At 34.7% G+C, this 14,940-nt stretch carries 16 protein-coding genes and 1 pseudogene; 10 read left to right on the top strand and 7 right to left on the bottom strand.

Annotated elements, in window-relative coordinates:
- Nucleotides 1–221: 221 nt before the first annotated feature.
- Together J3U56_RS12225 and J3U56_RS12220 are read left to right on the top strand one after the other, a co-directional pair.
- A complete protein-coding gene (locus J3U56_RS12225) occupies nucleotides 222–392 on the top strand; it encodes a DUF4184 family protein (RefSeq protein WP_416379686.1) in 171 nt (56 codons plus the stop codon).
- A gap of 101 nt (nucleotides 393–493) precedes the next feature.
- Nucleotides 494–670, top strand: a pseudogene (locus tag J3U56_RS12220) (DUF4184 family protein); the annotation flags it as partial.
- 294 nt (nucleotides 671–964) lie between these two features.
- On the opposite strand, the gene gmhB reads toward J3U56_RS12220, so the two are convergent.
- Entirely contained in the window at nucleotides 965–1,501 is a 537-nt protein-coding gene (gene gmhB, locus J3U56_RS11715) for a D-glycero-beta-D-manno-heptose 1,7-bisphosphate 7-phosphatase (RefSeq protein WP_267344876.1), read from the bottom strand.
- Between the two features lie 115 nt (nucleotides 1,502–1,616).
- Between gmhB and metN the strand changes: the two genes are divergently transcribed.
- From metN to tsaA, 4 genes are all read left to right on the top strand, one after another.
- Nucleotides 1,617–2,648: a methionine ABC transporter ATP-binding protein MetN gene (gene metN, locus J3U56_RS11710; RefSeq protein WP_267367841.1), complete on the top strand. Its 1,032-nt coding sequence runs from the start codon at nucleotides 1,617–1,619 to the stop codon at nucleotides 2,646–2,648.
- 112 nt (nucleotides 2,649–2,760) lie between these two features.
- Entirely contained in the window at nucleotides 2,761–3,402 is a 642-nt protein-coding gene (locus tag J3U56_RS11705; protein WP_416379622.1) for a methionine ABC transporter permease, read from the top strand.
- Nucleotides 3,403–3,416: 14 nt separating this feature from the next.
- Complete coding sequence (locus J3U56_RS11700) at nucleotides 3,417–4,316, top strand: MetQ/NlpA family lipoprotein (protein WP_267349136.1); 900 nt, start codon at nucleotides 3,417–3,419, stop codon at nucleotides 4,314–4,316.
- Between the two features lie 124 nt (nucleotides 4,317–4,440).
- A complete protein-coding gene (gene tsaA / locus J3U56_RS11695) occupies nucleotides 4,441–5,160 on the top strand; it encodes a tRNA (N6-threonylcarbamoyladenosine(37)-N6)-methyltransferase TrmO (protein ID WP_267334554.1) in 720 nt (239 codons plus the stop codon).
- 294 nt (nucleotides 5,161–5,454) lie between these two features.
- Here tsaA and hslO read toward each other — a convergent pair whose 3' ends face one another.
- The 3 genes from hslO to J3U56_RS11680 all read right to left on the bottom strand — a co-directional run bounded on the left by hslO (nucleotide 5,455) and on the right by J3U56_RS11680 (nucleotide 8,413).
- Nucleotides 5,455–6,327 carry an Hsp33 family molecular chaperone HslO gene (gene hslO / locus J3U56_RS11690; RefSeq protein ID WP_267334567.1) on the bottom strand — a complete coding sequence of 291 codons (873 nt, stop codon included), beginning with the start codon at nucleotides 6,325–6,327 and terminating at the stop codon, nucleotides 5,455–5,457.
- Entirely contained in the window at nucleotides 6,320–6,718 is a 399-nt protein-coding gene (gene hslR, locus J3U56_RS11685) for a ribosome-associated heat shock protein Hsp15 (RefSeq protein WP_267367838.1), read from the bottom strand. Before hslR ends, hslO begins: the two co-directional genes overlap by 8 nt.
- A gap of 105 nt (nucleotides 6,719–6,823) precedes the next feature.
- Nucleotides 6,824–8,413, bottom strand: a complete 1,590-nt coding sequence (locus tag J3U56_RS11680) for a hypothetical protein (protein WP_267367835.1) — start codon at nucleotides 8,411–8,413, stop codon at nucleotides 6,824–6,826.
- A 248-nt stretch (nucleotides 8,414–8,661) separates the two neighbouring features.
- Here J3U56_RS11680 and greA point away from each other — a divergent pair, with 248 nt between their 5' ends.
- A complete protein-coding gene (gene greA / locus J3U56_RS11675; protein ID WP_065559646.1) occupies nucleotides 8,662–9,138 on the top strand; it encodes a transcription elongation factor GreA in 477 nt (158 codons plus the stop codon).
- A 57-nt stretch (nucleotides 9,139–9,195) separates the two neighbouring features.
- Here the strand turns inward: greA and yhbY are convergent, their stop codons facing one another.
- Entirely contained in the window at nucleotides 9,196–9,489 is a 294-nt protein-coding gene (gene yhbY / locus J3U56_RS11670; RefSeq protein ID WP_065633283.1) for a ribosome assembly RNA-binding protein YhbY, read from the bottom strand.
- Between the two features lie 98 nt (nucleotides 9,490–9,587).
- On the opposite strand from yhbY, the gene rlmE reads away from it, so the two are divergent.
- The 3 genes from rlmE to folP all read left to right on the top strand — a co-directional run bounded on the left by rlmE (nucleotide 9,588) and on the right by folP (nucleotide 13,191).
- The gene (rlmE, locus tag J3U56_RS11665; protein ID WP_065633282.1) at nucleotides 9,588–10,214 is read left to right on the top strand and encodes a 23S rRNA (uridine(2552)-2'-O)-methyltransferase RlmE; all 627 of its coding nucleotides are present in this window, start codon (nucleotides 9,588–9,590) and stop codon (nucleotides 10,212–10,214) included.
- A 77-nt stretch (nucleotides 10,215–10,291) separates the two neighbouring features.
- Nucleotides 10,292–12,172 (top strand): ATP-dependent zinc metalloprotease FtsH, encoded by a 1,881-nt coding sequence (gene ftsH / locus J3U56_RS11660; RefSeq protein ID WP_416379619.1) that lies wholly within the window; start codon nucleotides 10,292–10,294, stop codon nucleotides 12,170–12,172.
- Between the two features lie 182 nt (nucleotides 12,173–12,354).
- Entirely contained in the window at nucleotides 12,355–13,191 is an 837-nt protein-coding gene (gene folP, locus J3U56_RS11655) for a dihydropteroate synthase (RefSeq protein ID WP_267334545.1), read from the top strand.
- 200 nt (nucleotides 13,192–13,391) lie between these two features.
- Here the strand turns inward: folP and ubiA are convergent, their stop codons facing one another.
- Nucleotides 13,392–14,231 (bottom strand): 4-hydroxybenzoate octaprenyltransferase, encoded by an 840-nt coding sequence (gene ubiA, locus J3U56_RS11650; protein WP_267367832.1) that lies wholly within the window; start codon nucleotides 14,229–14,231, stop codon nucleotides 13,392–13,394.
- A gap of 121 nt (nucleotides 14,232–14,352) precedes the next feature.
- Nucleotides 14,353–14,919: a molecular chaperone TorD family protein gene (locus J3U56_RS11645; protein ID WP_267367830.1), complete on the bottom strand. Its 567-nt coding sequence runs from the start codon at nucleotides 14,917–14,919 to the stop codon at nucleotides 14,353–14,355.
- Nucleotides 14,920–14,940: the final 21 nt, after the last annotated feature.

Genomic DNA, 14,940 nt, shown 5'->3' with positions numbered 1-14,940 from the left:
TAACGCCGTGTCAGTGGATGCGCATTATAGGCACTTAAAAAATTCCTGCAAGTGTTTATTGCTATTTTTTTTCTGTTTGTGTTTTTTTTACTCATGGCGCTGTGAAAATAAACTAATTCTATACAAATTTTACAAACTTTCTTTATTTACTATTGATTATATAATTATAATTTTTCTATTTCAGTCTAACTTTTCAAGCATATTTTATATGCCTTTTACTTTTGCACATCCTGCAATTGTTTTATCTTTTTACAAAAAACCTCAATTTTTCTATGACAGCCATAATTATAGGTAGTATGTCACCTGATTTTGAATATTTTCTTAGAATGAAAATAAAAAGTGATATGAGCCTTACTTTAATTATGGTATTTTTTATTTTGATCTACCAATAACAATAATTGTTGCTTTTATCTTTCACTTCATTATTCGTAATGAATTAATCAAAAATTTGCCGCATTTTCTATATAAATGATTTACTCATTATCTAAATTTTAATTGGCGTGAATATTGCTACCATCATTGGTTTATTGTCTTAACTTCTGTATTAATAGGTGCACTATCTCATGTAGGTTGGGATAGTTTTACTCACTTGACTGGCTTTTTTGTGAAACACTTTCCTTTTTTACAACAGATAATTTCACTAAAAAATACAGATATTCCAATCTATTAATTATTGCAACATAAAAGTGCTCTGATCGGATTAAGCTTAATATGCCTCTTTATTCTTAGGTTATCTGTCTTGATTGATAAGAAAAATAAAATTAGCTTCCTATATTTGGGTTCAGTATTTTTGATTTTTTTAAGTTGTTTTTCTCTTTTTTCCATCAATACTATTCATTGCTTTGCTCAAAGTGCGGTGAATTTTATCAATGCGCTATTTTTGGGATTAATTTTATCACCGCTTATCGTGAAAATTATACGGCATTAATTTTAAACACCGTATTAGGATAGTATTTTTAGATAATTATGATTCTGCTTTTATTTTATTGGGTAAATCAGCCAAGCTGTTAATTACCCAATCAGCTTGTGCTAATGCTTCTTCAGTAATGGCATCACCGGTCTTGACTAAAACTGTTTTTTTAACACCTGCCTTTTTACCCGACAATAAATCCGATACTCTGTCACCAACCATATATGAACTTGCAATATCGATATTTAATTCCTTAGCTGCAGTTTGAATCATACCAGGACTCGGCTTACGACATTCGCATTTATCAGTCAATGGATCGTGAGGACAATAATAGATTCCATCCAAATCTACACCGCGATCTTGTAATGACCAATCCATCCATTCTGTTAATGTATTAAACTGTTCTTCAGTAAAGATATTTCTAGCTATACCTGACTGATTGGTCGTAATCACCAACAAAAAACCCATTTTTTTGAGTTCTTGCATAGCTTCTATAACCCCATCAATAAAATCAAATTTATCAATGGTATGAACATAATTATAATCGACATTAATGGTACCATCTCGATCCAAAAAAATAGCAGGTTTCATGTTTACTTTTTTCCTTTTACTTAGGCATTACACCAATTCGTATAGCATATTATTGATTGACTTAGATGTCTAGACGTCTTAATATTCAGCTATCTACCCTTTGTCTATATATATTATGATACAATTACAGCATATTTCGAAAATATTTGAGCATAATAAGACCCCAATTCATGCTTTAAACGATATTTCCCTTCATGTTCCGCAAGGGCAAATCTATGGCGTTATTGGCAAATCAGGAGCGGGGAAAAGTACACTTATTCGATGCGTAAACCTACTCGAAAAACCGACTAGTGGTAAAATATTTTTTGATAATCAAGAAATTACTCACCTTTCTAACCGTAAGCTAATTGAAGTACGTCGAAAAATCAGTATGATTTTTCAGCACTTCAACCTGCTTTCTTCACGTACCGTTTTTGATAATATTGCTTTTCCATTAGAACTAAATAAAACACCAAAAGCGCAAATAAAGCAAAAAGTGACCGAACTGATTGAATTAGTCGGATTAACCGAGAAAGCTCATGTCTATCCGGCTAATTTGTCTGGTGGACAAAAACAACGCGTTGCTATTGCTAGAGCGTTAGCCAGTGATCCAAAGGTATTACTATGTGATGAAGCAACTAGCGCATTAGATCCAGAAACAACACGCTCAATTTTAGCTTTATTAAAAGATATCAACCAAAAACTCGGTTTAACCATCTTATTAATCACTCATGAAATGGATGTGGTAAAACAAATTTGTGATCAAGTTGCCGTTATCAGTAATGGTAAATTAGTAGAACAATCATCGGTTGGTGAAATGTTTTCACATGCTAAAACTGATATTGCAAGGCAATTTATACAATCAACTTTACACTTAACTATCCCTGAGGACTATTTAGCAAGGCTATCACCTGAATATAAAGAAGGTTTAAATCCATTAGTAAGTTTAGAATTTACTGGTGTTTCAGTTGATTTGCCACTGTTATCACAAATTGCTAAAGAATTTGATATTGATAGTAACATTATCAGTGCTCAAATGGATTATGCTGGCGGTGTTAAGTTTGGATTAATGTTGACAGAAATGAAAGGCAAACCGAAAAGCACAGCGTCAGCAATACAATTTTTAGAGAACAATAACACCAAAGTAGAGGTGCTCGGTTATGTTTAATTTTATTCCTTCGTTTAAACCTTTTGAATCATTATTTCGATTTTTAGCTGAACACGATTTTTGGGCAAACTTTGTGACTTTTTGCTCTTCTTTTAATGGCTTTAATGAAGCCATGTTATTCAAAATGGCACAAGCGACCGATGAAACCCTATACATGGTTATTTTGTCAGGTTTTTGGGGAACAGTGATTGGCTTACCAATAGGCATATTACTTTATACCACACGCAAAGGGCAAATTTTAGATTGTTACTTAGCAAATAACGCTCTTTCATTCATTACTAATGTATTTCGTTCCATACCATTTATTATTTTGATTGTCTGGATTATTCCTTTCACGACATTTCTTATGGGAACTTTTATTGGTAAACAAGCAGCAGTCGTACCACTGAGTATTGGTGTGTCACCTCTAATTGCACGAATGATCGAAAATGCCTTATTAGATGTACCAAAAGGATTAATCGAAGCAGCACGTTCAATGGGGGCAACACCACTACAAATAATTTATAAAGTTTTATTACCCGAATCATTACCTGTCATTGTTAATAGTATGACAATTACATTAATTACCCTAACTGGCTATATTGCTATGGCCGGTGCGGTTGGTGCAGGGGGACTAGGTCAACTAGCAATACAATATGGTTACAATGGTTATAAGCCTGCTATAATGAACACGGTTTTGATAATATTAATTATTATCGTATTTATTATTCAATTTATTGGCAATGCTATTGTAAAACGTGTTACTCATCATTAATTTTGGAGAAAATTATGTCTATTAAGAAGCTAGCACTTATCACTACTTTGGTGAGTGCATTTTTTTTAACGGGTTGTGATAATAAACAATCAAAAACAGAAGAAACTAAACCGGCAGAGCCTGTAAAAACTAACACGATTAAAGTTGGTGTGATTTCAGGCCCAGAACAAGAAGTTGCAGAAGTTGCTAAACAACAAGCTAAAGATCTTTATAACTTGGATGTAGAACTGGTTATTTTTAATGACTATGTCACGCCAAACCAAGCACTAAATGATGGCTTAATTGATGTTAACGCATTCCAACATAAACCTTATTTAGATGAACAAATGAAAGAACGTGGTTATAAATTAGCAGTTGTCGGCAACTCATTTGTTTATCCAATTGCCAGCTATTCACATAAATTAAAACCAATTGATAAATCAGCTGAAACTGGTGCCGGTGTGAAAGTAACCTCACCGCGTGACGAAACCTTCTTTATTCCAGCTAGCTCAACAATAGCCATTCCTAACGATCCAACTAATTTAGGCCGTGCATTATTGTTATTACAACACGAAGGCATGATTACGGTGGATAAATCAAAAGGATTACTACCAACAGTACTTGATATTACTAGCAACCCGTATAATTATAAAATTGTTGAACTTGAAGCACCAATGTTACCGCGTTCATTAGATGATGCACAAGTTGACCTTGCCATTATTAATAATGCTTTTGCAGGACAAGCTAATTTAACACCAAGCAAAGATGGTATTTTTGTTGAAGATAAAGAATCACCTTATGTAAATATCATCGTATCACGTGAAGTAGATAAAGATAATGACAATGTCAAAAACTTTGTTAAAGCTTACCAAACAGATGCCGTAGCCCAAAAGGCTAATCAAGTGTTTAATGGCGGCGCAATTCGTGGTTGGTAAAATCATAGCTAAAATATTATGATGTTTTTCCACCGGCTTAACGTCGGTGGATGTTTTTAATATGTCATAATAACTATTTTATAATGTATTTTATTCATGAGTTTTACCTGTTAACTCAATTAATATGAAACAAATAATCAACCCAATAGGCATTATCCATTCACCTTATAGTGAAAAATTTGCTGTACCTCGGCAACCTAATTTAGTGACTGAAGGTCAAGGTGAACTGCATTTGTTACCACCTTACAATAACCCTGATGCAATTAAAGGATTAGAACAGTTTTCTCATCTTTGGCTTTTATTTCAATTTCATCAAATTGAATTAGACAAATGGCGTTTAACAGTGCGCCCACCGCGTTTAGGCGGAAATAAAACGTTAGGGGTGTTTGCAACGCGTTCTCCATTTAGACCCAACCATATTGGTTTGTCAGCAGTAGCGTTGAAAGATATCGTTATAAAAAACAAACAAGTCATTTTAAAATTAGGTAGTGTTGATTTAGTAGATGGAACACCTGTTATCGATATCAAACCCTACTTACCTTATTGTGATAGTTATCCCGAGGCAATTGCCGGTTATGCACAATCGATGCCAGATAAAACGTTAACCGTTGAATTTTCAAAAAAAGCACTGCAATTACTTAAATCACATCAACTTACCTACCCTAATTTGGCAGCATTAATTACTCAAGTTATTGCTCAAGATCCAAGGCCAGCATATAAACAAAAAAGTTTGAAAGAGCAGGATTATGGATTTAGACTTTATCACTTTAATATTAAGTGTAGAATTTCTGATAAACATGCCATAGTTGAAGATATAGATATAGAAAAAAACAACAAAACATAAATCGCATTACTGCCGTTATTATTATAAATTCTATACTAGAAACACGTTTAGTTTATTAAGTAAAAAATGATCTTCCTAACTTATTGATATTAAAAACAATTAATAAGATATTTTTAGGTATTATTGTTATAAATAGTTTTGTAAAGATTCTTTACAAAAATATCTATCAAAACCGATAAAAGAAACTGACATATTTATACGAGTCTGGTAAATTAGCAGTGGGTTTAATTTCCCTATATTTCACCTTACCACTAAAATTTTAACAAATTTTAGTGGTCCTTTTAGAAAGAAAAATCAATGATAATTGGTATGCTGTTTAGCTCTGATTTGAGCAATATCAATCGTATCAAATATGTAATGTTTCCCACAATAATCACAATGAATATCAATTTTGCCACCATCTTCTTTTAGCATCTGATCTATTTCATTGGCAGGCAAAGTCATTAAGCTATCTTCACAACGTTCACGAGAACAACCACATTTAAATGTCACGTTATGAGTATCAAATAATCGAACTTGCTCTTGATTATATAAACGATATAAAATTTCTTCAGTGGACAGTTCAAATAACTCATCACTAGTAATCGTTTGAGTTAAGGTACATAGATGCTCGAAAGAATCAGATGTATTTTCATTTCCTGGCAATATCTGCAATAAAATACCAGCAGCAACAGGTTTATTATTATAAACGCCTGTTTTGACAAATAAACGTGTTGGTAACTGCTCAGACTGCATGAAATAGTTTTCAATACAACCAATAAGCGTATCGCTTTCTAATCCTACAATACCTTGATAACGTTCACCATTTTTGGGTGTAATTGTAATAACAATATAACCATTACCAACCATTTCTTTAAGTGTTGCATTATTGGCAATATCCGACTTTACACGCGCAACTCCTCGAAGTTGTTGCTGATCATTACCATTTACAACCGCTAAAGATAAAGGACCATCACCTTGTAATTGTACAGCGATATCACCCTCAAATTTTAGTGTAGCTGTTAATAAACTAGTTATCACCAGTAATTCACCTAAGACTTTTTGTACAGCAACGGGATAAGTGTGATTATCTAAAATTGCCTGGTATGTCTGTTCAAGATGGGTGATTTCACCTCGAATAGCGTGATTATCAAATAAAAATCGATTTAAAGTATCCATATTAGTTATTTTCGCCTAGTTGTCTATCATATTTAAATTTAATCAAGTTACGTCGCTCTTTTTTATCCGGTTTCCGATCCGGATGTGGCATAGTTAATGCTTTAAGTTTACGTGCTTGTGCTATGGTTTCGCGTTTAGTAATACTTTCTTGCGTTTCTTGATAAAGTAATTGTGCCTCTGTAGCAGATCTACGCTGTTCAGTAATGGCTAATACTTGGATGGTCTTTTGATCAGAACCTTGTCGAAGAGTTAAAATTGCCCCCACTTCAATAATTTTACTTGGTTTAGTGCGCTGTCCATTATAATGAACTTTACCACCCTCAACCATTTCTCGAGCTAATGAACGAGTTTTATAAAACCTTGCAGCCCACAACCATTTATCTAATCTAACTGGATTCATTACATCCTCATATACATTTTTCATCAAGTCAATCTGATACTAAACACTAGTCAGATATCAAATATCTTTACAGGGTATATAAGGATGTTTTTACTTAAATCAATATTATGGATTAATAATAAACTCGTTTTCATTAGACAATAGAGTGCCAGATAATTTAAATGGTGAAATACTACCGTGTAAATCTGCACTATAATTAATGGATTTAGGTGGTTCTTCTATTAATTTCCACTCTTTTAATAGTGAACTGGAGATATTATAGGCAGTTAAATGTAACGAGACAAATTCAGTTTGCGTTGGATCTATTGTCGCTATTGCTTCAACCATACCGCCACTCACTAACGAACTAAAACTGACTAAAGTTTGATCTTGAGCATCAAATTTAACAACAAGATCGGGATATTTAATATCAATTTCATTAATAGAGCCCCGTTCAGCTTTACAAAATAAGGTTCCAGCATAAATACCTAATTTTCTATCTTGAACTAAGACTACATTAGAGCCTGACATTTCAAAATTGATAAAAACAAATGGAAAATCTGAATTTTTATCAATTAACATACCAGGTAAAATGGTTAATTGATCCACTTCTACTCGGCTAAATAGATCGGGTAATAAGAATCCGTCTAATTTTGGCGGTACTTGATAATTGACACCAGCTAATAATAATTTTTCTAAATGTAAGGCGTTATTACTCCAACTACCAGTAAAATCAAGATTACCTTCATTCCAATTTGCCATCGCTTTTTGAATTACAACTTGATTATTTTTAAACTGTAATTGTAACAATACCGATGAAAATACCTCATCATGCCAAACTACACTCTCTGCACTCAAAGTAACATCACTATCATCTACTATCCATTGTTGATCATAGCGTAGGTTAGTTGCATCAATATTCCCTTTATCAATAGTTAACCCTGGAATTTGAATACTACTATCGAACATAGTAAATTGGCGAATAACTAACTTAGGCAGTATTGTAGAATAACGGTCATCGATCGATTTAAAATGAATCTTATTAATCTTCAACTGTTCAATATCCCAGCTATTATCCGCCATTATTTTCAATTTACTAACAAAAAAACCGTTATCAACATTACCGCCTAAATTGGTAACAGTAATAATATTATTTCGATGAAAACCTTGAATAAGTACCTTATCCATTGTCTGTTGATTTAACATAACTTGCTGTGCCGTCAAATCAAACTGATAGTCTCCCTCACCTTGCGAATTAAATGATTTAATGCCACCATTTAACTGGTTTAATGATAATTTATCTTGGTTATTATTAAGGGGAATATTGATTTTGGTATCCACTAATTTTAGCGTATTTGCAGTAAAATTATAATCTTTAGCTGTTTGTGAATAATCAATCACACCTTCAAAAACAGTAATATAATTGAAATGATTTAACTGCCATAGGTTATCTTTATCAAATCCAACAACTAATTTTGGAACATTAACCAATTGCTGCTTTTCATTACTAATCACAACATCATCAAAAGACAGCTCATAAAAATTTGAAAATGAATGACTTACCTTGCCAATAGAAATAGTATAAGGACTTAATTTAGATAATTGTTGCCCAATTAAATTCGCACCAAAAGAAGTCTGCATTAAGAAATAAGGTAATAACAACACAAACCAAATAATAGACAAGACAATAATTATAGATAATCTTAATCGTCGCATAACATAAATAGACTAAATGGTTAAATTAAAATATTAATAATTACATTACGATAACCGATTTTAGCCAAAATAGCACCTGATTTCGATATAAATGATTTGTGGTCAGATCGGTTTTACAGTTAATATATAGCGATAGACATTGGTGTCTTTTAAAATAACATATACAACTACAATCACCACCTGCCACGCTTTTGATTAAGCGTTGGGCTTGTTATTTTTTTTATTATCAGTAAAACGGGAGAGCAAAGATGAAACAAATCCCAATGACGGTAAAGGGAGCCGAATTATTACGCGCGGAATTGGAAGAGCTGAAAAATGTTAAACGACCACAAATTACAGCAGCTATAGCCGAAGCAAGAGCGCACGGGGATTTAAAAGAAAACGCCGAATACCATGCAGCCAGAGAACAACAAGGCTTTTGTGAAGGACGTATTCAAGAAATTGAAGGCAAGTTATCACAAGCACAAATTATTGATATTACCAAAGTGAAAAACACCGGACGTATAATTTTTGGTGCCACAGTAACAGTAATCAATGTTGATACCGACGAAGAAACAACTTATCGCATTGTCGGTGATGATGAAGCTGACTATAGGCAAAATCTGATTTCGGTCAACTCACCTATTGCCAGAGGTTTAATTGGAAAAGAAGATGGTGACACAGTCCAAATTAAAACACCGGGCGGTGATGTGGAATTTGATATAGTAAAAGTTGAATATATCTAATATCAAAAAAACATAAAAGTTAACAATAAAAACAGGGCTTACTGCCCTGTTTTTATTTTATTTAGGTAAAGTGATTTTCTTTTCATCACTTGGTCTAAAAATGGTAAAAATAGACCCGACTTGTTGTACAGCTAGTGCTTTGGTTTCACGAATAATTGCATCGCAAATTAATTTTTTACTGTCACGATCTTCAGCTGATACTTTAATCTTAATTAATTCATGAAAATTTAAAGCGCTTTCAATTTCAGCAAGAACACCTTCGGTAAACCCATTAGCACCAATCATCACAACAGGTTTTAAATGATGGGATTCACTTTTTAAGTACTGTTTTTGTTTATTTGATAAATTCATTAATTTTTTATCACATTAAGTTGTAATTTTGCTATTCTACCCTTATATATATGAGTAATCAATTGAAGAAACCTTCTTACACTAAGGATTTATTAGCGGTGAGTAATAAAAAACGCTCGGCAAGTTCGACACGCTGGCTTAATGAACATTTCAAAGATCGCTTTGTACAACAAGCCCAAAAAAAGGGATTACGATCTCGGGCATGGTTCAAATTAGAAGAAATTCAAAAAAGTGACAAACTATTTAAACCCGGGATAACCGTTGTTGATTTAGGTGCAGCACCTGGTGGTTGGTCACAATACGTAGCATCTTTAATTGGTAATAAAGGTCGCATTATTGCATGTGATTTATTACCCATGGATCCGATTGTTGGCGTTGATTTTTTGCAAGGTGATTTTCGTGATGAAGCAGTATTAAAAGCACTGCTTGAACGCGTTGGTGATCAAAAAGTTCAAGTTGTGATGTCAGATATGGCCCCCAATATGAGTGGTCAACCCGCTGTTGATATTCCTAGAGCTATGTATTTAGTTGAACTCGCGCTTGATATGTGTCGAGACGTGCTTGCACCTAATGGTAATTTTATTGTCAAAGTATTCCAAGGTGAAGGTTTTGAAGAGTACCTAAAACAGGTACGCTCAATGTTTAAAACAGTCAAAATCCGTAAACCTGAAGCTTCACGGGCAAGATCCCGAGAAGTTTATATCGTTGCAATGGGTATGAAGTAGCCAGTTGTATAATTTTGTAGTACCATTGCTAAGTTAATTTTAGTCGTAACTGTTAATTTTTATGAGAGGTTTTTCTTTTGAACGACATGGTAAAGAATTTGCTGATCTGGGGAGTCATTGCGGTAGTATTGATTGCTGTATTTAATCAATTCAGCTCAATATCCAATAGTGGTCCTCAAGTCAATTATACCCAATTCAACTCAGACATCACCAGTGGCAAACTTCAAGAGGTGCATATTAACGGGCGTGAAATTGTTGCCACCACTAAAGGTAACGGCAGTTATGTCACCTATATCCCTTATTTTGATGAAAAATTAATGGATGATTTGGTATTAAACAAAGTTGCTGTTTATGGTAGCCCTGATGAAAAACCGAGTTTATTAGTTAATATTTTGATCTCTTGGTTTCCAATTATTCTATTAATTGGCTTCTGGATTTTTATCATGCGCCAAATGCAGGGTGGCGGCAAAGGCGGGCCAATGTCTGTTGGCAAAAGTAAAGCCAAAATGCTCACTCCAGATCAAGTCAAAACTAAGTTTACCGATGTTGCGGGTAGTGAAGAAGCGAAGCAAGAAGTCACCGAAGTCGTGGATTTTTTACGCGATCCTGGCAAATATCAAAAACTAGGTGGACGCATCCCAAAAGGGATTTTGATGGTTGGACCACCAGGTACCGGTAAAACGCTACTTGCCAAAGCTATCGCGGGTGAAGCCAATGTACCTTTCTTTAGTATATCGGGTTCTGACTTTGTCGAAATGTTTGTTGGTGTCGGTGCATCTCGTGTTCGCGATCTATTCGAACAAGCTCGTAAACATTCGCCTTGTATCATTTTTATTGACGAAATTGATGCTGTCGGACGTAAACGTGGCGCAGGGTCAATGGGTGGTCATGACGAACGTGAACAAACCCTTAACCAAATGTTAGTTGAAATGGATGGTTTCGAAGCGAATAGTGGCATCATCATTATTGCGGCAACCAACCGTGTTGATATTTTAGATCCAGCATTACTTCGCCCAGGTCGTTTTGACCGCCAAGTACAAATTGGTTTACCGGACATGAAAGGACGTGAACAAATTTTAGCCGTTCATGTACGTAAAGTTCCACTTGGTTCTGATGTCAATTTATCCGTTCTTGCACGTGGTACACCTGGTTATTCTGGCGCTGAACTAGCAAACCTTGTAAACGAAGCTGCACTATTTGCCGCGCGTCGTAATAAGCGCTTAGTCACCATGGACGAGTTTGAAGAAGCTAAAGATAAAATTAACATGGGTACTGAACGACGTTCATTAACCATGACCAAAGAACAGCTTATTTCTACGGCTTATCACGAAGCTGGTCATGCAATTATTGGTTATTTAATGCCTGATCATGATCCGATTCACAAAGTGACCATTATTCCACGTGGACGCGCATTAGGGGTTACGTTCTTTTTACCTGAAGGTGATCGCGTTAGTGAAAGCCGTGAAAAATTAGAGGGTGACATTGCAACACTTTATGGTGGTCGGCTTGCTGAAGAACTTATTTACGGTGTTGATAAAGTATCAACCGGTGCATCTAATGATATAAAAGTCGCGACGCAATACGCCAGAGCGATGGTTACTCAGTGGGGCTTTTCTGATCGCTTAGGTCCATTATTTTATGAAATGGATGATAACTCATCTTATGGTCGTCCTAAAGATATTTCAGATGAAACAGCACGTATCATTGATGAAGAAGTCAAAAAAATTATCGACCGTAATTTTGAACGGGCACGTAAAATACTGACTGAAAATATGGATGTACTTCACGCCATGAAAGATGCATTAATGAAGTACGAAACTATTGGTGCTAAACAAGTTGCAGATTTAATTGCTCGTCGACCTATCACTGCGCCTGATGATTGGACAGAAAGTGACGAAAAAGCAGCAAATCAAATTCCAAATGAAGGAAGCGATATACCACCTCAATCAGAAAGTTAATTGACTTTAATAAAATATAACGCGCTACGGCGCGTTTTTTATCGATAATATTAAAATAACTCTCTTATAAATAGGGCAACAATAACATCATAATCTGCATAAAATACATGCAACAATTGTGCTCAAGCGTTTTTAATATCGCATAAAAACATTATCAATAAAAATCGAATAAGGCTATAACCATGGAAATACGTTTTCAAAATCAAGTAATGGAGCTCTCTTATCCACAAGTGATGGGTATTGTAAATATGACACCAGATTCGTTTTCTGATGGTGGCAATTACAACAATCTTGATGATGCAATGCGTCGTGTCGATAACATGATCCAAGCCGGTGCCACATTCATTGATATTGGTGGAGAATCAACTCGACCAGGGGCGGCTGAAGTCTCGGTTGAAGAAGAACTCAATAGAGTGATTCCTTTAGTTGAAAAAGTTGCCCGTTATTTTGATGTTTGGATTTCGGTTGATACCTCAAAACCACAAGTCATAACCGAATCGGCAAAAGCAGGTGCACACTTAATCAATGATATCCGTGCACTAACCGAACCTGGCGCAATTGAAGCTGCGTCCCAAACAGGATTACCCGTTTGTATTATGCACATGCAAGGCGATCCAAAAACTATGCAAAATGCACCACATTATGAACAAGATATCTATCAAGTAGTGGATGACTTTTTTGCTCAACATATTGATCGTTGCATACAAGCAGGAATTGATCGACAAAAAATCATTCTCGATCCTGGCTTTGGTTTTGGTAAAACCTTGGCTCATAATTATCGACTCTTAGCAACATTAGAAAAATTCCACCATTTTGACCTCCCTTTATTGGTAGGCATGTCACGGAAATCTATGATTGGACAAGTATTAAATGTACCACCACAACAGCGTATGCTAGGTAGTGTAACTTGTGCTGTCATTGCTGCAATGAAAGGTGCACACATTATTCGTGTCCATGATGTTAAAGAGACATTTGATGCATTACGAATTGTACAAGCGACATTAGCGGAACAAAAATGAAAATGTTTATTTTGTAGTAGATGTAAAATGTAAAATCAAGAGATTTTTGGGGGATGCAAAAACGCATCCATTTCCTTAAAATTTTTAATCACGGTTTAACTTCTTTTAAGAAGTTAAAATTTAAGAAACAAATTTGATTGATAAATAAAAACAATTCCCGACCAGAAGTTTATGGGAATATCCATATTTATGGATAAAAATCAAACAAACCACTCACTGCAAAAAATCCCGAAAAAAACCAACAACCCTACAGAATTATTATTCATAAATGCTTTAAAACAGTTATTGCGTTGGCGTTGCTTGATTAATGTTTGTTGATAAATGAATAACATCGAGGCTAATGCTAACGCGCTATAGTATATAAACGATAAATGATTGATTAACCCAACAATCAATAAACAGATTATGGCGATCATTTGTAACACACCAATCATTAATTTGTCATAACAACCAAATAGAATTGCCGTTGATTTAATACCAATTTTTATATCATCATTTCGATCGACCATAGCATACTCAGTATCATAAGTGACCGTCCAGCTAATATTCGCTAAACAAAGTAACCAGCAAGTTAATGGAAATTGCTCAATGGTTGCCGCGTACACCATTGGAATGCTCCAACTAAATGCTAGCCCCAAAATAACTTGAGGAAGATGAGTATAACGCTTCATGAAAGGGTAAATCATGGCGGTTAATAAAGCAAAACAGGCAATTAACCAAGTCAATTTGTTTAAAGTTAGCAATAAACCAAGTGCTATTGCTAAAAGTAACACTAGTGTCCATAATGCATTTTTAGCAGTTAATGCACCCCGTGCCAATGGGCGATTTTGGGTTCGTTCGACATGTGCATCAAAGTTACGATCGGCATAATCATTTACCACACAGCCAGCCGCACGCATAACAATTACCCCTAAAACAAACACTAATGAGGTATAAGTATAAGGCTGACCAGTCAGCCAAATTGCCCAAAGCGTGGGCCATAGTAATAATAAGGTACCAATTGGTCGGTCTAACCGCATCAGTTGTAAATAAGCTAACATAATTTGGGGTTTATCTGAAAAGTAATAGCAGGATTATACCGTTTCCCTTAAAAGCTGCAAAGTTGCGACAATGTCTATAAAACTTAAGCAAAGTAAAAAGTTAAAAGGAATTCAAAGCCTACTATAACGTCGATAGCATTAACAAATATTGCTGAGCAATGACGGCTAACGATTGATAAAATTGGCTAATGTCATTATTTTTCAAGCATTCTAAATAGTTTGATGACCAGGTCAGTAAATGTTCATTAATTAATTGCTTGGCAATTGATATTTGATTTTTTTCGAGTAATAACGCAAATGCCATTAACATTAATCCAAACTGATCTTCCGGCTCATTCATACCGGTATTAAGAGTTATCCCGTGTTGCTGTAAAAACTGACGATAACGCTCTTGTGATTCGCCCATTAATAACTGTTCTTGATCTAAATAAACGGATCCCCAAGGGGGTACAGGCATATCACCCTGCCCTTCAAATAACAACGAAAATTGATAATCAAGATCTGTATTACTTATCTCTGTCATTAATGTTTGGCATTGCTGACTAATTAATGATGGATTTTGCCAATCAATAAGTTTATCTATATGTAATAAAGGATTAATCAGTGGCTGTACAATCTGGCTATTTGGCGAATAATAAAAAAAAGCACCTAACACTTTTGCCACCGTTGCGCATGCTAACTTATCCAAATTATTCTATCCCTTAATTAT

The sequence above is a fragment of the Gilliamella sp. B2824 genome, assembly GCF_026536245.1.
Classification (GTDB): Bacteria; Pseudomonadota; Gammaproteobacteria; order Enterobacterales; family Orbaceae; genus Gilliamella.
The sequence above is the reverse complement of the archived record's forward strand: the minus strand, read 5'-3'. Positions and strand labels throughout refer to the sequence as shown.

Bases quoted from the DNA above. Each gene is read 5' to 3' on its own strand.
- J3U56_RS11705 (WP_416379622.1), top strand. From the start codon at position 2,761: ATGTTATTCAAAATGGCACAAGCGACCGATGAAACCCTATACATGGTT.
- yhbY (WP_065633283.1), bottom strand. From the start codon at position 9,489: ATGAATTTATCAAATAAACAAAAACAGTACTTAAAAAGTGAATCCCAT.
- tsaA (WP_267334554.1), top strand. From the start codon at position 4,441: ATGAAACAAATAATCAACCCAATAGGCATTATCCATTCACCTTATAGT.
- folP (WP_267334545.1), top strand. From the start codon at position 12,355: ATGGAAATACGTTTTCAAAATCAAGTAATGGAGCTCTCTTATCCACAA.
- J3U56_RS11700 (WP_267349136.1), top strand. From the start codon at position 3,417: ATGTCTATTAAGAAGCTAGCACTTATCACTACTTTGGTGAGTGCATTT.
- hslR (WP_267367838.1), bottom strand. From the start codon at position 6,718: ATGAATCCAGTTAGATTAGATAAATGGTTGTGGGCTGCAAGGTTTTAT.
- greA (WP_065559646.1), top strand. From the start codon at position 8,662: ATGAAACAAATCCCAATGACGGTAAAGGGAGCCGAATTATTACGCGCG.
- ubiA (WP_267367832.1), bottom strand. From the start codon at position 14,231: ATGTTAGCTTATTTACAACTGATGCGGTTAGACCGACCAATTGGTACC.
- J3U56_RS11680 (WP_267367835.1), bottom strand. From the start codon at position 8,413: ATGCGACGATTAAGATTATCTATAATTATTGTCTTGTCTATTATTTGG.
- metN (WP_267367841.1), top strand. From the start codon at position 1,617: ATGATACAATTACAGCATATTTCGAAAATATTTGAGCATAATAAGACC.
- gmhB (WP_267344876.1), bottom strand. From the start codon at position 1,501: ATGAAACCTGCTATTTTTTTGGATCGAGATGGTACCATTAATGTCGAT.